General features: G+C 55.6%; 14 protein-coding genes and 1 pseudogene. 14 read left to right on the forward strand and 1 reads right to left on the reverse strand.

What is annotated here, in order from left to right; all coding sequences use genetic code 11:
* Window positions 1-357: 357 nt before the first annotated feature.
* The 11 genes from B1748_RS02145 (at window position 358) to B1748_RS02195 (ending at window position 15,302) form a co-directional block, all read left to right on the forward strand.
* Window positions 358-1,236 carry an ABC transporter permease gene (locus B1748_RS02145; RefSeq protein WP_256975492.1) on the forward strand — a complete coding sequence of 293 codons (879 nt, stop codon included), beginning with the start codon at window positions 358-360 and terminating at the stop codon, window positions 1,234-1,236.
* Window positions 1,236-2,105: a carbohydrate ABC transporter permease gene (locus B1748_RS02150; RefSeq protein WP_087566228.1), complete on the forward strand. Its 870-nt coding sequence runs from the start codon at window positions 1,236-1,238 to the stop codon at window positions 2,103-2,105. The genes B1748_RS02145 and B1748_RS02150 overlap by 1 nt, the downstream gene beginning before the upstream one ends.
* A 45-nt stretch (window positions 2,106-2,150) precedes the next feature.
* A complete protein-coding gene (locus B1748_RS02155; RefSeq protein WP_087566229.1) occupies window positions 2,151-3,692 on the forward strand; it encodes an extracellular solute-binding protein in 1,542 nt (513 codons plus the stop codon).
* 103 nt (window positions 3,693-3,795) lie between these two features.
* Entirely contained in the window at window positions 3,796-5,127 is a 1,332-nt protein-coding gene (locus B1748_RS02160) for a Gfo/Idh/MocA family protein (protein ID WP_087566230.1), read from the forward strand.
* Window positions 5,124-5,372, forward strand: coding sequence for an RNA-binding protein (locus B1748_RS02165; protein WP_087566231.1), 249 nt, complete (start codon window positions 5,124-5,126; stop codon window positions 5,370-5,372). The genes B1748_RS02160 and B1748_RS02165 overlap by 4 nt, the downstream gene beginning before the upstream one ends.
* The gene (locus tag B1748_RS02170) at window positions 5,359-5,829 is read left to right on the forward strand and encodes a glycoside hydrolase family 88 protein (RefSeq protein ID WP_256975481.1); all 471 of its coding nucleotides are present in this window, start codon (window positions 5,359-5,361) and stop codon (window positions 5,827-5,829) included. Before B1748_RS02165 ends, B1748_RS02170 begins: the two co-directional genes overlap by 14 nt.
* A 71-nt stretch (window positions 5,830-5,900) precedes the next feature.
* Window positions 5,901-8,186: a helix-turn-helix domain-containing protein gene (locus B1748_RS02175; RefSeq protein ID WP_087566233.1), complete on the forward strand. Its 2,286-nt coding sequence runs from the start codon at window positions 5,901-5,903 to the stop codon at window positions 8,184-8,186.
* Between the two features lie 68 nt (window positions 8,187-8,254).
* On the forward strand, window positions 8,255-10,309 hold the full coding sequence (locus B1748_RS02180; RefSeq protein ID WP_087566299.1) for a glycoside hydrolase family 65: 2,055 nt from the start codon (window positions 8,255-8,257) through the stop codon (window positions 10,307-10,309).
* A 38-nt stretch (window positions 10,310-10,347) separates the two neighbouring features.
* Complete coding sequence (locus B1748_RS02185) at window positions 10,348-11,505, forward strand: oligogalacturonate lyase family protein (RefSeq protein ID WP_087566234.1); 1,158 nt, start codon at window positions 10,348-10,350, stop codon at window positions 11,503-11,505.
* 19 nt (window positions 11,506-11,524) lie between these two features.
* The gene (locus B1748_RS02190) at window positions 11,525-12,679 is read left to right on the forward strand and encodes a glycoside hydrolase family 88/105 protein (RefSeq protein WP_179215328.1); all 1,155 of its coding nucleotides are present in this window, start codon (window positions 11,525-11,527) and stop codon (window positions 12,677-12,679) included.
* A complete protein-coding gene (locus B1748_RS02195; protein WP_306299307.1) occupies window positions 12,672-15,302 on the forward strand; it encodes a glycosyl hydrolase family 95 catalytic domain-containing protein in 2,631 nt (876 codons plus the stop codon). The genes B1748_RS02190 and B1748_RS02195 overlap by 8 nt, the downstream gene beginning before the upstream one ends.
* Before the next feature lie 472 nt (window positions 15,303-15,774).
* Here the strand turns inward: B1748_RS02195 and B1748_RS38160 are convergent.
* Window positions 15,775-15,917 (reverse strand): annotated as a pseudogene (locus B1748_RS38160) (IS4 family transposase); the annotation flags it as partial.
* Window positions 15,918-16,135: 218 nt separating this feature from the next.
* Between B1748_RS38160 and B1748_RS37320 the strand changes: the two are divergent.
* The 3 genes from B1748_RS37320 (at window position 16,136) to B1748_RS02205 (ending at window position 18,321) form a co-directional block, all read left to right on the forward strand.
* A complete protein-coding gene (locus B1748_RS37320; RefSeq protein ID WP_256975482.1) occupies window positions 16,136-16,261 on the forward strand; it encodes a hypothetical protein in 126 nt (41 codons plus the stop codon).
* A 214-nt stretch (window positions 16,262-16,475) separates the two neighbouring features.
* On the forward strand, window positions 16,476-17,432 hold the full coding sequence (locus B1748_RS02200; protein WP_087566235.1) for an ABC transporter permease: 957 nt from the start codon (window positions 16,476-16,478) through the stop codon (window positions 17,430-17,432).
* 16 nt (window positions 17,433-17,448) lie between these two features.
* Entirely contained in the window at window positions 17,449-18,321 is an 873-nt protein-coding gene (locus B1748_RS02205; protein WP_256975483.1) for a carbohydrate ABC transporter permease, read from the forward strand.
* Window position 18,322 lies beyond the last annotated feature (1 nt).

Here is an 18,322-nt window from a genome sequence, read left to right on the forward strand (position 1 = left end):
CGAAATATATAGTCTTATGGCAGCCGTTCAGGGAGCGGCTGCTTTTGTTTTGCCAATCACATCAGGGTACTGGGCGTTAAGTGATATACCCATCCTCCAAACGACTAACCAATGCGACAGGAAGCCTTGTCCCATATAGCAATTTCCCAGTATTGGCGCGGCGCGAGGAATTGTTCATGCGCTAGAGAAACCATCGATTGTGGAATCGCTGTCAGCGGGGGTACGATAGCCGTACTTAAGCAAAGGAGGGTCGCAAATATGGCAGAATGGGTTGGCCCCACGCAGTCAGGCTCCTCAGACGCAACCCCTCGTCATGCAGGGAAGCATGCAGCTCCGAAGAACCGAATTCTCGGTAATATGAGGAAGCACTGGATTCTGTATCTGATGATCCTGCCGGGCATCTTGTATTACGTCGTGTTCAAGTATGTGCCGCTTGCGGGAAGCGTCATCGCGTTTCAGGACTTTCAAATCTTTAAGGGCATCGGGGGCAGCGAGTGGGTCGGACTTAAGAACTTTAAGTATATCTTCTCGTATCAGGACTTCTACACCGTGCTCCGCAATACGGCGGTCATCGCGCTCTACCAGCTGCTCTTCGGCTTCCCGGCGCCTATCATTCTCGCCTTGTTGTTCAACGAAGTGAGGCTGATGATGGCCAAAAGGTTCGTGCAAAGCCTGTTTTATTTGCCCCATTTTCTGTCGTGGGTCGTTGTCGGCGGCATCGTGTTCGAGCTTCTGTCGAGCCAAGGCGTCATTAACGCGCTGAGGGAATGGCTCGGCCTTGAGCCCATTCTATTCATGCAGGAGCAGAAATACTTCCGTTCCATCGTCGTTCTATCCGCCATCTGGAAGGATGTCGGTTGGGGAACGATCGTGTATTTGGCTGCAATCGCGGGGATCAATCCGAATCTATATGAGGCGGCCGTTATGGACGGCGCGAATCGCTGGAAGCAGACGGTACACATTACATTGCCAACCATGTTCCCGACGATCCTGGTCTTGTTCCTGCTCAATATCGGCAATTTTCTTGAGCTTGGCTTCGACCAAATCTACAATTTGCTTACGCCGATGACGTATTCGGTCGGGGATATCATCGAAACGTACGTATACCGGGCCGGGGTCTTGCAAGGCCAATATAGCGTAACGACCACGATCGGTTTATTCCAGTCGATCATCGGCTTTATTTTGTTATGGATATTTAATCGGATGGCTCGAAAAACGGAACAGGGGTTGTGGTGATGAAGCTAACCAAAGGCGACAAAACATTTCAGTTGTTCAACTACTTATTTCTGTTTGCCGCTGCGGCCACCATGCTCATGCCGCTATTGCAGCTGCTGGCGGTTTCCTTCAGCTCTCCGATCGCTGCGGATTCCAAGCAAGTATTTCTGCTTCCAGTCGAATTTACGACGGCGTCCTGGAAGCATGTCCTGCAGAACGCGGGGTTATGGAAGTCCTTCGGCATCACCGTGTATATTACGATCGTGGGCACCGTACTTAGCATGTTATTCTCCGTGCTGACGGCCTATCCGCTGGCGCATAAGGATTTTCTGCTGAAAAGGCCGATTATGCTGGGCATTATCATTACGATGATCTTTAACGCGCCGATGATTCCGTTCTTTTTGACCGTGCGCGAGCTCGGCATGATGAATTCCTTGTGGGCGCTCATCTTGCCGGGCATTATCGGGACGTTCAACATGATCATTATTCGCACTTTTTTTATGGGGCTTCCCAAGGAGCTGGACGATTCGGCCCGAATTGACGGGTGCAGCGACGCAGGTATCTTATTCCGAATCTATCTGCCTCTGTCAAAGCCCGTGCTGGCTACGGTAAGCTTGTTTTATGCGGTAGGCTACTGGAATACGTTCTCGCGGGCCGTATTGTTCATACGGGATCCCGAGAAGTGGCCGCTTCAGATGAAGCTCAGAGCTTATCTGACTTCGCCGGAGGAGCTTGCCGCCGTCAATATGTTTTTGGGAGACTACGATTTCAACACGACGACGCTTAAAGCGGCTACCATTCTGTTCGCAACGATTCCGATCGTATTGGTCTACCCGTATTTGCAGAAGTATTTCGTCAAAGGCGCCATGTTAGGTTCATTGAAGGAATAAGAGCTGAATTTTTGTTTTTCACCAAAAAAGGGAGGTATGACAAAGATGAACAGAAGGTTTGGAAAGTCGACGAAAACGGCGGCTATGGCGGCCGTGCTCGCCGTATCGCTAGTGGCTGGCTGTTCGAACGCCGGCAATGCGCCGAAGAACGCGGGAACAAACGGCGATGGGGAAAAGGCGGTTACGGTTAAGGTGTTTAAAAGTCATATGGGAGTCGGGACGATCCCGGACGCGAACAACGAGCATGTGAAGTACGTGCAGGAAAAGACGGGCGTCATCTACGAGATGATGACGACTCCGCCGGGCTCCGAGCCGACCGAATACTTGAATCTGATGATCGCGTCCGACGAGCTGCCCGACATTCTGCGTCCGATCGGAGGCATCGAGCAGACGTTGATCAAGCAGGGCGGCGCGCTGCCGCTGGAGGAGTTATTGCCCGAATATGCGCCTAACGTATGGAAGAACATTCCGCAGGAAGCCTGGGACGTCGTACGTTCGGCATCGCCGGACGGACATATCTACTACGTGCCCAAAGTGTTTCTCGTCCCCGAGCGCGCGCCGATGATCCGTCAGGATTGGCTGGATAAGGTGGGGCTGTCGATGCCGGCCACGCTGGATGAATATAAGGATGTGCTGCGAGCCTTCCGCGATAATGATCCGAACGGCAACGGCAAGGCCGATGAATTGCCGACCTCCGGCCGGGAGTTCGGCAAGTGGATGGACCACCTGTTCGGCATGTTCGGCGTTGCCATGTGGGAGGGCGTGCCCGAATGGGACATCTACGAAGGGGAGATCGGCTACGCTGGCGTATCCGGCAACATGAAGGCGGCCATTGCTTTTATCCGCGAATTGTACGAAGAGAAGCTGCTGGACAACGAGACGTTCCTGAACAAAGGCGATGTATGGACGGCCAAAATCAACAATAACCTGGTCGGCAGCTGGTATCACTTGCCCGCTAACCTGAGAGACCGCTACACGGCGATGCTGCAAGGTGCGCCCGATGCGTATGTCAAGGGTATGCCGATGCCGGAAGTCGAAGGCTACGAAGGTTTCGTCACGATGAAGAGCATGGGAGAGCCGGAGTGGGTCATTCCCGCCGGCGCCGAAGCGAAGGCTCCCGATGCGCTCAAGCTGCTGGATTTCTTCTATGACAATAACAACGACGAGTTTGTTCGTTTCGGCATCGAAGGGATGCAGCATGAGGTCGTCGACGGCAAGAAGACGCTTCTGCCGCCGGAGGACAGCCGCCCGATCGCGCTTGGCATGCGCAACCTGACGACGGAAGAGGATATGGCGACACGAATAAAGGAAACGATCCCGGAGGATATGCAGCAGATGGTGACGGACGTCTTCGAGGTGAGCAAGGCCGACGCGCGCCGCATCGCCGGAGACGGATTGCCGAACACCGTATACGAGGGCTATCCGGATATTCAGTCGCACAAGCTGTTCCAGGAGTATCTGACCAAGATCGTGATCGGGGAGTGGCCGATCGATAAGTTCGACGAGTTCGTCGAACGCTGGAACAAGGCTGGCGGCGACAAGGTTACGGAGCGGGTAAGGGAATGGTACGCGAAGCTGACCGGGTAAAAGCATAAGCGACGGGGCCGGCGTCAAAGCCGGCCCTGCCTCGCTAATCGGACAATCCGACAGGCTGCGAGTCAGTCAATTACGGCAGGAGAGGATGGACCTCATGAAAAAAAGATACGCGATTTGCGGAGTAAGCGGCAGAGCGCTCGGCATGTTCGCCAAGCCGATTCTGACCTTGTTCTCGGGAACTTGCGAGCTGGTCGGACTGCTCGATCCGGATCCCGCCCGCTTCGAATTGTTCCGCGAGCGATATCCGGAGCAAGCCGATATCGCCACGTACGGCGAAGCGGAATTCGAACGGATGGTCGCCGAGACGAAACCGGATGTCATCATTACCGCGGGCAGAGATGATACGCATGCCCGCTATATCATCGCGGCGCTTCGGCATGACCTGGATGTCATTACGGAGAAACCGATGGTGACGACCGGCAAGGACAGCCGCGGCGTGCTGGACGCCGAACGCGCCAGCAAAGGCAAGGTAACGGTGACCTTTAATTATCGTTATGCCCCGATTCATACCAAGATCAAGGAGATGGTGATGGAGGGCAAGCTGGGGCGCATTACATCCATCGATTTGAACTGGTATTTGGACACCTATCACGGCTCCAGCTATTTCAAGCGTTGGAACAGGGAACGCGAGCTGTCCGGCGGGCTTTCCATCCATAAGTGCACCCATCACTTCGATCTCGTCAATTGGTGGATCGACCAGAAGCCGCTGGAGGTGTTCGCGTACGGAGCTTTGAATTATTACGGCTCCGAAGGGGAAGGCAATCCCAGCCGGATCGATGGACGCCACTGCACGACCTGCGACGAGAGAGAAGCATGCGACTATTATTCGCGGTGGAATGCCAGAAGCAAGCATATACGCGTACCGGATGATCACTTGGACTCGCTGGATGCGGGAAAGCAGGCTTCGTTTCCTTACTCCGGTTATCGGCCGGATCGCTGCATATTCGACTCGGATATCGAGATTGAGGATACGTATGCGGCTGCAGTGAAATACGACCGCGGCGCGCTGCTCAGTTATTCGGTCAATTTCTCGCTCCCTTACGAAGGTTATCGTCTGGCGATCAACGGAACGAAAGGGCGAATAGAGACGCTGGAGTACCATATGCCGGGACGGACGCCGTTCCCGACGCCCGTGCAGACGATCGATTATTTCCCGTTGTTCGGCTCCAAGGAGACGATACACGTCGTGCATCGCGAAGGCGGGCATGGAGGGGGAGATCCGCTGCTGCTGGAGGATCTGTTCATGGGCGAAAGCGCTCGGAGACCTTACCGGATCTTGTCGGGGGCGGAGGATGGCGCTTATTCGGTAGCGACGGGCGAGGCGGTATGGCGCTCGGTCAAGGAGCATCGCAAGGTCGAGATCGCGGAAGTATTGGGATATAAGCGGGCAGTCGGCGCGGGCCATTCGGAAGGAGGGAGTCGATGAGGAGCAGCTATTCGGGCGCTTACTTCGACCATCATGAGAGCATGGCGGCGGTTGCGGGATTCCACGACGTGCCGCATGTGCTGGATACGATTGCGCAGCGGTACGTGGGCCAGCATCCTGCGCATGGCCCCGTGTACAGAGTGACAAGAGAAAGCGCGATACGCAAGCTGCCCAATCATCTGTATGACATGTCGGCAAGCAGCCTGTTCTCCGGCATGCGGCAAGGGCAATTTGTTTACGCATGACGTTCTGCCGAAGGAGCACATCGATTATGCGCCAATTCTGGCGTTCTACCGCGAGCTCGCCGAAGGGTATAGCCGGCTGCAAGGGGAGCATGGCCTGTGGCATCAAGTGCTGACCGACCCCGAGTCGTACGAGGAGGCGTCGTGCACCTCGATGTTCATGTACGGCTTTGCCCTTGGCGTGCGGCATGGATGGCTGGAGCAGCCGGAGACTTATGCGGCGGCGGCGAGGGCTGGCTGGCGAGGGTTGTGCGAGAGGGCGATCGACAAGCAAGGCAACTTGTACGGCGTTTGCAAGGGGTCCAGCTGGTCCTATCGGCATGCTTATTACAAACACGAGCTTGGCTGGAATTTGAACGATACGCATGGCATCGGCATTGTCCTGCTGGCCGGCATCGAGACTTACCGTATGATGCAGGAGCTGCAATCCGGCCCTGCCCGCGGAGATGTCCGAGCTTAGAGCTACGTATGTGTCTGGCGGAACGGATCGCGTTATAATGAAAGGATATTCGGCATAAGGTGGGAAGTTCCGTGTTGAAATCCATCAAAAAGCGGCTCATGTTCAATTGGGCGCATACGCAAATCAGGCTGGTGCTGATCTTGACAGTATCCGTGTGCCTCATCATCCTGGCAGTCGGCCTCACGTCCTTCTATACTTCGAAGTCGGTGCTGCAGGAGGAGTTGGGAGAGCTTCAACAGCAAATGCTGCGGCTTAATATGGATGTCATAGACGAGGCGATCAGAGAAACCGACCAGGTCGCCATACAGGTGGCGCTCAGCGACCATATCTATTGGTTTCTGACCAGCGACAATCAGAATTCGTATCGGGATATTTCGCAATCCTATCAATTTTTGACCACGTTAATCAATAATTCGGCTTATATCAAAAGCATTTACGTCTACGACATCGAGAAGGACAGCTTTCTATCGATTCCGCAAGGTTTTGCTTCCAACAGCGCGACCTTTCTGGATTCGGCATGGACGGAGGTCTCCTCCGAGTTCGGCGACAAATCGATGCTGGTCAAGAAGCGGGAGCTGCCCCGGGGCGCTTCGGCCAACGGATCGGACATTACGTTGTTCCGCCAGGTTAAGATTCATGGCAAGGTCCAGGGGATCGTGGCGATCAACCTCATGGACGAGGCTTTGTTCGCGAAGCTCAATCCTCCGGTCATGAACGACTTGAACCGAATGCGGTATATCGTCGACGAGGAGGATCAAATCTTGTATTCGGTCGCAAACCACGAATTCGACGAGGAAGCGGTAGAATTGGCGATCGCGGAGATGCAGGTGGACGGGAAGGGAGATATGTCGTACCAGAACCGTCAGCTGCTCGTTAACCAGATGGAGTCCAAGGTCGCAGGCTGGCGCTTCATCTCGATCGTCGAACAAGACAGCTTGCTTGCCCAGTCGAAGCGCATCGCGCAGGTCGTATTCCTCGTATCGATTGCCGCGCTTGCGCTCGGCAGTGCCGTCATCTATTACATCAATACCCAAGCCTTGCGGCCGGTGCGCAGGCTGGGGCAGCTGTTCGGCGCCATCGACGGCAAGACCGGGGAAAACGGCGGCGGGATCGATCTGGAGAAGATCGCCGGAGAGCTGCTCGGCAAGCATGCGCATTTGTCGCATTTGGTAAGGGATACGTTGTCCGAGGCTTCCTCCAAGCTGATGCTCGACCTCTATAACGGCCATGTGAGCGGCAAACGCGACATGGAGGAAAAGTGGCAACGATATTTCTCCGAATGGACGTCGGCACCGATGACGGCGGCGATGTTGTCCATCGACCGTTACGGGGAGTGGTCGCGGGCTTTGTCGGGAAGCGATCATTCGCTGCTGAAATTCGCCATGGCCAATATCGCGACCGAGCTGCTCGGGACGCAGTGGCGCATTGCCTGCGCCGACTTCGGCAAAGACAAGATGGCCATTCTATTGCAGCCTCGATCCGAAGGACAGGAAGCCGAGCGCAAGCTGCTGGAGGTCGCCGAACAAATACCCCGATATTTGAAATTTTCCGTATCGGCCGGCGTCAGCCATCCGTTCGCCGACGTGACGCGGGTCAAGCAAGCGCTGCTGGAGGCGGACAACGCGCTGATGTATCGCTTATACCGGGGATATGGGCAAGTGATCTCCTTCCATGAGGTGTCGCAGCATGAAGTAGACGAGACGCAGGGGGAAGGCTTGACGATCGAGCGGGTCATTCAGGCGATCGAGGCCGGCAACGAGCAGGAAGCTCTGGAATCGATTACGGCAATGATGGAGCGGATTCGCGGCCGCAACGGGTATCCTTCGGAAGCGCTGACCGGATTGCAGGCCGCCGCCGGGCGGATCGACGAGCTTGCGACGGCGGAGGAACAAGGGAGCGAAGCTCTCCACGAGAGGTTCGGCACGCTTCATCTTGCCGATATTGAGCGGGAGTTCGCCGAACGAGTCAAACCCGTGGCCGAACGTTACGGCCGATTAGCCGAAAGCAAGGATTACGTCACCTGTCATCGCATGATCGAATACATGAAGCAGCATCTGGGCGAGCCGATCGGCATACCGGAAATTTCGGAGTCCGTGGGCATCAGCAGCAGCTTGGCCAGTCAGGTGTTTAAACAGGAGACGGGCGAGACGATCTACAACTATCTAACCAACCTGCGAATGGAGCGCGCGGCGGAGCTGCTCGCAAGAACGGACGACCGTCTGTCCGATATCGCGCAGATGGTCGGCTACCAGCACGAGAACAGCTTCATCCGCACGTTCCGCAAGTGCAAAGAGATAACGCCTGGCAAGTACCGGGATATGATGAGAACCCGGATGGATGCCACTTCGAAGGAATAACGTCGGTCTTGGCATCCTCCGAGGGCAACGCTGAGGAGGGACAAGCGGTGAACAGACAACAGATCGTAATGCGGCATCAACCCGAATTGACCAAGTGGGACCCGTTATCCCCGTTTGCGGTGGGGAATGGCGAATTCGCGTTCAGCGCCGACGTGACGGGACTGCAGAGCTTCCCCGAGCAATACGAGGTGCCGCTGGGCACGCAATCGAATTGGGGCTGGCATTTCACGCATGGACGCGAGAAGTTTACGGGGGCGGATGCGGCTCTCCAAACCTTCGACACGCACGGGCGGGAGGTAGGCTACCCGATGAAGCCGGGAGATCGCCCGGAGGCGTACCATTGGCTTAGGCAAAATCCGCATCGGCTGCAGCTGGGGCGACTCTCCTTCAGGCTGTACAAGGAAGACGGGCAGGAGGCCGAAGCGGGGGACATAACGGATATTCATCAAACGATGAATCTATGGACAGGTATTCTCTCGAGCGAATTCGCGCTGCAAGGAGAGAAGGTTCTAGTCGAGACGGCTTGCCATGCCGCCATGGACACGATTGGCGTACGCGTGCGGTCGAACTTGATTGCGCAGGGCAGGCTTCAGGTGTTCGTGCGGTTCCCTGCTCCGGACATGACGCATACCTCCTGGGATAAGACGGTATTCCCGGACTTCGGCCATGATGACAGGCATCGCACGGAGCTGCTGGAATCGACGGCGGATGGGGCGTTGATAAGCAGGAGCATGGATGAGGATGGTTATCGAGTGGCCTGGTCCTGGTCGGCCGGCAAGCTGCAACAGACCGGTGTCCACGAATGGACGCTGCAGCCGGAGAAGACGGCGGGAGAATTAACGTTTGCGGTAGGGTTCGCGCCCGAGCATGCCCAAACGGCCGATTACGGTTCCATCATCGAGTCCAGCGAGCGGCAATGGGCGTCGTTCTGGCAGAACGGCGCCGCGATCGACTTCGCCGGAAGCGCGGATCCGCGCGCGCACGAGCTGGAACGGCGAGTCGTCTTGTCCCAGTTCTTGTGCGCCATGCACAGCGGCGGGTCTATTCCCCCGCAGGAGACCGGGCTGATGTATAACAGCTGGTTCGGCAAAGCCCATCTGGAGATGCACTGGTGGCATGCGTCGCACTTCCCGCTGTGGGGCCGAGAGCGGCTGCTGCTTAACAGCATGGATTGGTACACGGACATTCTGCCGATTGCCGAAGAGCTGGCAAGATCTCAAGGCTATGAGGGCGCGCGTTGGCCCAAGATGGTCGGTTTCGACGGCAAGCCGTGCCCGTCCCCGGTCGCGCCCGGCTTGATCTGGCAGCAGCCGCATCCCATCGCGCTGGCGGAGATGCTGTATCTCGCCGACCCGACGCCGGATACGCTGGCGCGGTTCCGCTCCGTCGTGTTCGAAACGGCGACATTCATGACGTCGTTCGCCCATTGGAACGAGGAGACGAAGGCGTATGACTTAGGACCGCCGCTCATCCCGGCGCAGGAATGCCACCGTCTGCAGGACAGCAAGAATCCGCCGTATGAAGTGGAGTATTGGAAATACGGGCTGGAGACGGCCGTCCGCTGGGCGGAGCGGCTTAATGAAACGCCGGATCCTTCGTGGGCGAAGGTAGCCGGCGCGATGGCGCCATTGCCGGAGAAGGACGGCCTGTATTTGGCTCATGAGAATTGCCCGGACACCTTCGAGGCGAAAAATCATGATCACCCTTCGATGCTTGGCGCGATGGGGCTGCTTCCCGGCACGCTGGTCGACCGGGAGACGATGCTTGGCACGCTGCTGAAGGTCAAGGAGTGCTGGCAATGGGATACGGCCTGGGGCTGGGACTTCCCGATGTGCGCCATGACGGCCGCTCGCCTGGGCGAGCCTGAACTGGCGGTCGACTTCTTGCTGCTGGACGCGACCAAAAATACGTATTTGACGAACGGGCACAATTATCAACGTCCAGGCTTATCCGCCTACTTGCCGGGCAATGGCGGGCTGTTGACGGCTGTCGCGATGATGGCGGCAGGCTGGCAAGGGGAACACGGGAAAGGGAAACGCGCGGAAGCGCTGCCGGAGAACCCGGGGTTTCCGCAGGACGGAAGCTGGTCCGTGAAGTGGGAGGGGCTTAAGCCCTGGCTATAAAGAGTGGCGTGTCATTCAGAACGGGAGGAGATCGGTCGATGACAGGGATCGAAACAACCGGCAAAGGAAAACGGTGGCCTTCGGAGCGCAAGACGTCCGTGGATCGTCTGACGGGGCTTGAAGTGACGCAGCTGACGGATTATAAGGCGCATAGCCATCATTTATATTTTACGGAGAATGGCTGGTATGATCGGGAACGACGATTGCTCTTCGTATCCGACAGGGGGAATAGCACGAATCTGTACAGCATGGACGTAGAGAGCGGCGAGATCACGCAGTTGACCGATTATGAGAAGAATAACGCGCTGGATGCTTGTCTGCTGCCTGACGGAAGCGCCGCGTTCGTGAAGCTGGGTAGCAGGCTGATCCGCCTTGATCTGTCCACTCTGGAGGAACGGGTGGTGTACGAGGCGCCGGCAGGCTACCATCTGGGCAACGCGAGCTCGACCTCGGACAGCCGGCATGTGCTGACTTGCGTGCAGGAGGATTTGTCGCATCGGATTCGTCTTGATCTCGGCAATGGATACGTAGGCCACCGGGAGCTGATGGAAGCGGCGCCTCACAGCATGATCGTACGAATCGATGCCGACAGCGGCAAGGCCGGGAAGGTTTACGAGGCGAACAAGTTTATTACGCATATTAATGCTTCGACTACGGAGCCATGGCTCATGACGTTTTGTCATGAAGGGCCGTGGCATCTGGTGGACCACCGGATTTGGGGGCTGGATCTGCGGACTGGCGAAGCTTGGCGAATTCGAGAAAGACTCGAAGCCGGCGAGAAAGTAGGGCATGAATTTTTTTATCCCGACGGGACAACGATCGGCTATCATGGCTTTCGCGCCGACGGAACCAACTTCTTCGGCAGCATCCGTTATGACAATACCGGGTTGGAGGAGACAGAGTTCGGCTTCGACACCTGGCACGGGTATGCCGACGGGCTGGGGCAGGCCGTCGTGGACGGCAAAGGCGCGGTCAAGAGCCTCAGTCTGTGGCGCAAGCAGAATGGCAAGTACGAGGGGCCCCGCATGCTCTGCGAGCTCAGATGCAGTTTCCACTCGCAGAAGGTGCATGCCCATCCGCGCTTTGACGAGCGGGGGAAGAGATTGTTGTTCACAAGCGACAAGAACGGTTACGCCAATCTGTATTTAATCGATATTCCGGAACGTTTCGAGGAGCTTCCTATATTCCGGCCATAGAGACGAGGAGGATGTGAAGATGAAGGCTGCGACGCGGATTCATAGCGGGACGAACATGTCCGGCAAGATCGCCGAGACGATTCTTGCGCTCGCCGACGAGCATGGTTATCACCCGCAAATCGCGAACAAATGGGGATATGTGTCCGGCATGGCGCTGCTTGCGATCAGCCGGGCGGGCGACTGGACGGGCAAGGAAAGCTATCAGCCGTTCGTCAAGCGCCAGATGGACGCGTTCATTCGGGACGATGGCGCGATCGGCGGTTTCTTCCGGTTGGAGGATTACAACCTGGATCATATCAACAAAGGCAAAAACGTGCTGCGCTTGTGGCGGGAGACCGGCGAAGAGAAATACCAAAAGGCAGCCAGCCTGTTGATTACGCAGTTGATCGGTCAGCCGCGGACGGAAGAAGGCGGCTACTGGCATAAAAAAATATATCCGTTCCAAATGTGGCTGGACGGCCTGTATATGTCGTCGCCTTATATGGCGGAATATGCGGCGACGTTCCAGGAGAACGAATGGTTCGACGAAGCGGCGAAGCAATTGCTGCTCGTCGAGAAGCGGACTCGCAACCCGCTGAACGGGCTGCTGCATCATGCTTGGGACGAGAGCCGCGAGCAGCGGTGGTGCGACGGAACGACGGGACGTTCGCGCTACGTATGGGGAAGAGCGATGGGCTGGTACGCCATGGCGCTCGTGGATTCGCTGGAGCACTTCCCAGCGGATCATCCGAAGCGAGGCCAATTGATGGGCATCTTCGAACGCATGTGCAATGCGGTGCTTCGGGTGCAGGATCAGCAAAGCGGCGTCTGGTATCAGCTCATGGACTGCAATGGCCGCGAAGGCAACTATCTGGAGGCGTCCGGCTCCTGTATGCTGACGTATGCGATGGCTAAGGGGATCAGGCTTGGCTACCTTGCGGAGATCGATCGCGGGGCGGTGGAGCGCGCTTATGAGGGCATATTGGACCGATTCGTCACGGAGGACGAGAAGGGCGTGCATCTGCATGGCATCTGCCACGGCGCAGGGCTTGGCGGCCGCAAGTACCGCGATGGCTCCTACGAATATTACATGAGCGAAGCGGTCGTCAGCGATGCGCTTATGGGAGTAGCGCCGTTCTTGCTCGCCAGTATCGAAATCGAGTGGCTGCGAGAGGAAGCGGGCGAGCTTGAGTAGAGGGGAGCGCGGCGAGTCCTATCATGCGGGTGCCAATTATGTTGACGGCGGTCCTTGCGGCGGCCGGGCAAGCGATCACCCAACCTGTAATCCTGAGGACATGTTGATCCTGCGCTATCCGGCCTCCTGGTGGCGCAACATGTGGCGAGAGGCGCTGCCGTCCGGCAACGGCGTTATCGGGGCATCCGTATTCGGCGGCGTGAAGGAAGAGACCGTATTGCTGAACCATGCCCAGTTATGGCATTGGGGGCACAAGGACGAATTGCCGGATGTCAGTCATGTCTTGTCCCGGACGAGAACGATGATGGATGCGGGGCGGTATAACGAGGCGAGCTGGCTGCTCGCGAACGCCCTGAAGGAGAGCGGGTACGGAACGAAGCTGGCGTCGCGCTTCCCCCTTGCGGCCATTCGTCTCGACATGCCTTGCGGCAGCGCCTTCCGCTCCTATCGGCGTACGCTGGCTATGGATAGCGGGGAAGTCCATGTCGGATGGACGGATGGGTCGATCCGCTACCAACGCCGCTTGTTCGTTTCGCGCGCCGACAATGCCGTCGTTTACGAGATTGGATCGGACGGACAATCGTCGGTTTCCGGCGAGATCGGCCTTGTCTTGCATCCCAGCGACCGCTGGGCGGATACGCCGGAATTCAAGGAGCTGGAGAAGTCCGTGGAGACGGGGGCGTCCGCTTGGGAGGCTGCCTCTCTTGCAGGGGATAATGAGGGCAAACATGAGTCGGACTGGCCTTGCGGCTTGGAAGGCCGCGAGGCGACTGAAGGCGACGCTGGGTTCGCGTGGTTCGCCGCAACCAATGACGACGGGCTTGACTACGGCGCGGTGATGTTCATCAAGTCCCATGGCGGTATCGTACGGGCAAGAAACGGCATGCTTATTATCGAAGGCGCCTCGAGCATTCTGGCTGTCGTGCGCGTATTTGTCAAAGGCGAACGGGGACGCGACTGGGACAGACTCCGGAGAGAGCTGTCCGACCTTATGTCCGATGTTACCTATGAGCAACTGCTGGAACGTCATACCGCGCTGCATCGGCCTTTGTACCGCTCCGCCGCTCTGGAGCTTGGGGACGAGGGGCGGGCGGATTCTCTTAGCGGGCGTCGGATACAAGAGGATATGTCTAATGAAAGACTGCTCCTTGATGCGTACGAAGGAGAAGCCCCGTTATCCCTTGTTCGCCGAATGTGGGCATATGGCCGTTATCTGTTCATTAGCGGAACGGACGCTTCCCCGGAAGCCGAGCCGTTCGGACTTTACGGTCTGTGGGGGGGCGATTACCGGCTCGTGTGGAGTCATAACATGGCCAACGAGAATGTCCAGATGATGTATTGGCATGCTCAAGTAGGCGGGCTTGGCGAATTGACCCCCGCACTCTTCCGCTATTACGAAGAGCTGATGGACGACTTTAAGGGCAACGCCCAAAAACTGTACGGCTGCGAAGGGATTTACATTCCCGCAGGGACGACGCCGGGGATCGGGGTACCTAACCAGATCGTGCCCGTCATTCTGAATTGGACGGGAGCTGCCGGCTGGCTTGCCCGTCATTTCGTTGAGCATTACCGGTTCTCAGGCGATCAGGATTTCCTGCGGGGGCAGCTCATCCCGTTCCTGCGGGAAGCGGTTCGTTTCTATGAAGACTTCCTTGTGACCGGCGAAGACGGATTGTATCGCATCTATCCGTCCGTCTCTCCGGAGAATACGCCGCTTAACTTTATGCCGCGGGAAGGCGTGGCGCTTGCGCATCCCATGCCCACTACGATTAATGCAACGATGGATGTCGCCATCTTGAAGGAGCTGCTTGGCAATCTTCTTGCGGTTTCTCGTCAGTCTGGCACGGCGACAAGGGCTGAGCATGAGAAGTGGAAGGGCATGCTCGATAAGCTTCCCGCATATCTCGTCAATGAGGACGGCGCCGTTCGGGAGTGGATCCACCCCGACTTTGACGACCGGTACGCGCATCGGCATCTATCCCACCTGTATCCGGTGTTTCCGGGCCAGGAAGTGTCGGGGGAGAGCGACCCGGAGCTATTCGAAGCCTTCAAGGCAGCCGTGCGCAATCGTGAGCTGGGAGCGCAGAGCGGATGGTCGCTTGCGCATATGGCTTCGATTTATGCAAGGCTCGGCGATGGCGAGAGCGCAGTCGAGTGTCTGGATATTCTCGCACGTTCGAGCCTGCTGCCCAATTTGTTCACGCTTCACAATGACTGGAGGGGCATGGGCGTCTCCTTGAACATGGCTGCTGCCCCGGTGCAGCTTGATGCGAACATGGGGTGGGTGAACGCCGTGCAGGAGATGTTATTGCAGGTAGCGCCCGGCTTCGTTAAGCTGCTTCCCGCGCTGCCGGAGCGGTGGACGCGCGGCAAAATTTCGGGCTGGCGGTTCCATACGGGAGAGGTAGCCATGGAATGGGATCGTGAACGGGGACGTTTCCTTGCCGTGCTGTTGGCGGAGCGAGAAACGGAACTCGTCGTCAAAGTGCCTGAATGGGTCGGCGGGGTCCAGGTGACCGGAGGAGAATTCGGGTCGTCCGAGCTCGGAAGGTCGTACCTTGCTTTGCGGCTGGAACCGGGAATGTCGGCGAGGATCGAGATGGTGAATACAAAGAACGGATAAGCAGGCTAACAGACTTCGAGTACATCGCCAGTGTGGCGATGTACTTCTTTATATAAGAAAACACCTATATGATAAAATGATAGCCGCTCTGCCAACCGCATCATCAAATCAAGGAGGACAAGGGAATGGATAAGAGCAGTCTAGCACATACACGTTGGAACTTACTCTGCCGATGGACTGAGATACCGCAAAACTTCGGGGACAGAAGTAACACAATATCGATACAACCATAATGGTGAAGTCATCGTTGTAGTGCTCCGAAGAACCGACAAACTTTATCCTCATTACCCCAGTTCCTAAATATAACGTTTATAAAATTAAGACTGGGAATCAATTAGCGCTTCAAAAGAAACTTGATTCGGTGGGTCATGTATCTAAAGTGGATAAGATGATTGGAAACTATCAGGCCAGATTTTATTTCTCTGATAAGCCGGACTTAGTAACAATATGGTGGGTTGAACTGTAGAAAGACGCCAAACGAGCGAGCATCCGTACTCTGCCGATACTGCCAAGCGAGCACAACGGTGTTGTGGTGTGGTTTACAAGCAAATCGTACGTGCGGTTTTGGAACTCTTTTTGCAAACGCAATAGTGACTTTGCGCACTGATAAGCAATACTGTGGAGTAAAGTTCTTTTCTATTAAGGGACCTGGCCTGTGCCTTCCGGTACAGGCTATTTAGCGATGTCTTTAGCAGCCCTCAAGTCAGATGACTTTGACAATCATTTTCCCCAATGACCACGCTTCTCCTCAACATCAAGCAATCAAGATTTCCACAACATCGAATACAAGTTCATCCGGTACATTCCCCATGCAGCCTCAAAGGAAAGCCAGTATGCCAGCGCGCCATGAACTGTATTTTCCCTGTCCGTTCATCTTGCGGGACAAGGAAGGCCGGCAGGAGGCGGCGCGGGAAAAGGTGCTGGAGCTTCCGCTTGCGGAGATCAATGACCGAATATAATCAGTGGAGACACAATTGAATGCGCTTTCAAAATAGTGGCTATCAGCCATTCCCGGCATTGCTCATCCTCTCGATAAGCAGCAGACAGCCTCTGAGTAATCATTACATGCCCTAATGAGAAACAAAAATCGCACAGAAAGACCTCAAGATATTTAAGGCTCCTACTTGCGAACAAGCAGTATATTATAACTATCAACAAGAAAGAGGGGGAGCCATGAAAGTAACGTCTGCTGCCGTAGGAACGGATCAAGCGCCTGCAGTCAAAGAGGCTTTCTACCAGACCAAGCGGTTTCGGCAAAATATTCCGTTGTTTGCCATGCTTATACCGGGGGTGCTTTATTATCTGATCTTCCGTTATGCGCCTATGGGCGGTCTTGTGATTGCCTTCAAGGACTACAATTTTCACGATGGCATATGGTCAAGTCCGTGGGTGGGGTGGAAATATTTTGAGGTTTTATTTCAGTCTAACGTTACACTGCAGATTATCTGGAACACCCTTAACTTAAGTGTTCTGAATCTGGTGTTCGGGTTTCCTGCGCCGATTATTATCGCCATTGCCTTGAATGAGGTGCGGAAGACTTGGCTAAAGCGCTGGATTCAAACGGTTATTTATTTGCCTCATTTTTTGTCCTGGGTTATCGTTGCAGGCATTGTCCTGACCCTGTTCTCCATCGAAGGCGGTACCGTTAACAAGCTACTGGGTCAATGGGGATGGGAGCCGGTGCCTTTCCTGTACCGAGCGGACTCATGGATCGCCATCTTTATCGGCTCCGGCATGTGGAAGGAGATGGGCTTCAGCGCTATTATTTACCTCGCCGCTCTCTCCAGCATTGACCCTAGTCTGTACGAATCCGCGGGGATGGATGGAGCAGGGAAGCTGAGACAGATTTGGCATATCACCCTGCCGGGCATCCGCCCTACGATTATTCTTCTGCTGATTCTGGGAGTAGGTCGTCTGATGGAAGTAGGATTCGATCAAGTGTACAACTTACAAAATCCTACCGTATTGGAGAAGGCGGAGGTTATCAGCACCTATGTATATAAGGTGGGGCTGCAGCAGGCTCAATTTAGTCTGACCACGGCTATGGGGTTGTTTGAGTCTTTTGTTGGACTGGTGCTAGTGTTGTCGGCCAATGCATTGGCCCGTAAATTCGATCAGGGATTATTCTGAAGAAAGGAGGCTGCGCTTGAGGGAATCCATAGGCGGTAGATCATTTGTAACCTTTATTCACATCGTTTTGATTCTCATATCGCTCACCTGCATCTTGCCTTTTTTGCATCTGCTTGCGTTGTCCGTAAGCTCAGGGCATGCGGTTGATCTGGGACAGGTCTTGTTCTGGCCGGTGGGACTTGATTTCACCGTTTACAACTACTTTTTCGAGAATACGCCAGCCTTGCGCGCCTTTACCAACAGCGTGATCATTACCTTGGGAGGAACGGTCTTGAGCATGTTGGCCACGGTGTTGACGGCCTATCCTTTATCCCGACGGTACCTCTACGCCCGCAAGCCGATCACAATGGCTGCATTATTCACCATGCTCTTCGGCGGAGGCATGATCCCGACATACCTAGTCATGAATAGCCTGAACTTAATCAATACGTATTGGGCCCTTTGGTTTGCCGGCCTAGTCAGCACTTATAATATGTTAATTATGAAAAGCTATTTTGAGAGCGTTCCGGGAGAAGTGGCCGAATCCGCCCAGATTGATGGCTGCGGCGAGGTTCGACTGCTCCTGCGCATCATACTTCCCTTGTCTCTTCCTATGCTGGCTACGCTGACGTTATTTTACGGGGTTGGTTACTGGAATATGTTTATGAGCGTCATTCTTTACATTAATGAGACGAATTTGCAGAATCTGACCGTTGTCGTTCAGGGGATGCTTCAAATTCAGGGAAACTTCAACATGGCGGCCATGGATATGATGCAGCAGCAGGAAATGGTATCCGAAAAACTGAAGGCGGTAGGGGTTGTGGTGATGGTCGTGCCCATGCTGGCGGTATACCCCTTCCTGCAAAAATATTTTGTCAAAGGCATTATGCTTGGCTCTATTAAGGGTTAGC

It is taken from the genome of Paenibacillus sp. MY03, from assembly GCF_002165585.1.
Lineage (GTDB): Bacteria > Bacillota > Bacilli > Paenibacillales > Paenibacillaceae > Pristimantibacillus > Pristimantibacillus agaridevorans.

Coding starts and splice junctions, on each gene's coding strand:
- B1748_RS02145 (WP_256975492.1), top strand. CDS start 358: ATGAGGAAGCACTGGATTCTGTATCTGATGATCCTGCCGGGCATCTTG.
- B1748_RS02150 (WP_087566228.1), top strand. CDS start 1,236: ATGAAGCTAACCAAAGGCGACAAAACATTTCAGTTGTTCAACTACTTA.
- B1748_RS02155 (WP_087566229.1), top strand. CDS start 2,151: ATGAACAGAAGGTTTGGAAAGTCGACGAAAACGGCGGCTATGGCGGCC.
- B1748_RS02160 (WP_087566230.1), top strand. CDS start 3,796: ATGAAAAAAAGATACGCGATTTGCGGAGTAAGCGGCAGAGCGCTCGGC.
- B1748_RS02165 (WP_087566231.1), top strand. CDS start 5,124: ATGAGGAGCAGCTATTCGGGCGCTTACTTCGACCATCATGAGAGCATG.
- B1748_RS02180 (WP_087566299.1), top strand. CDS start 8,255: ATGCGGCATCAACCCGAATTGACCAAGTGGGACCCGTTATCCCCGTTT.
- B1748_RS02185 (WP_087566234.1), top strand. CDS start 10,348: ATGACAGGGATCGAAACAACCGGCAAAGGAAAACGGTGGCCTTCGGAG.
- B1748_RS02190 (WP_179215328.1), top strand. CDS start 11,525: ATGAAGGCTGCGACGCGGATTCATAGCGGGACGAACATGTCCGGCAAG.
- B1748_RS37320 (WP_256975482.1), top strand. CDS start 16,136: ATGCCAGCGCGCCATGAACTGTATTTTCCCTGTCCGTTCATCTTGCGG.
- B1748_RS02200 (WP_087566235.1), top strand. CDS start 16,476: ATGAAAGTAACGTCTGCTGCCGTAGGAACGGATCAAGCGCCTGCAGTC.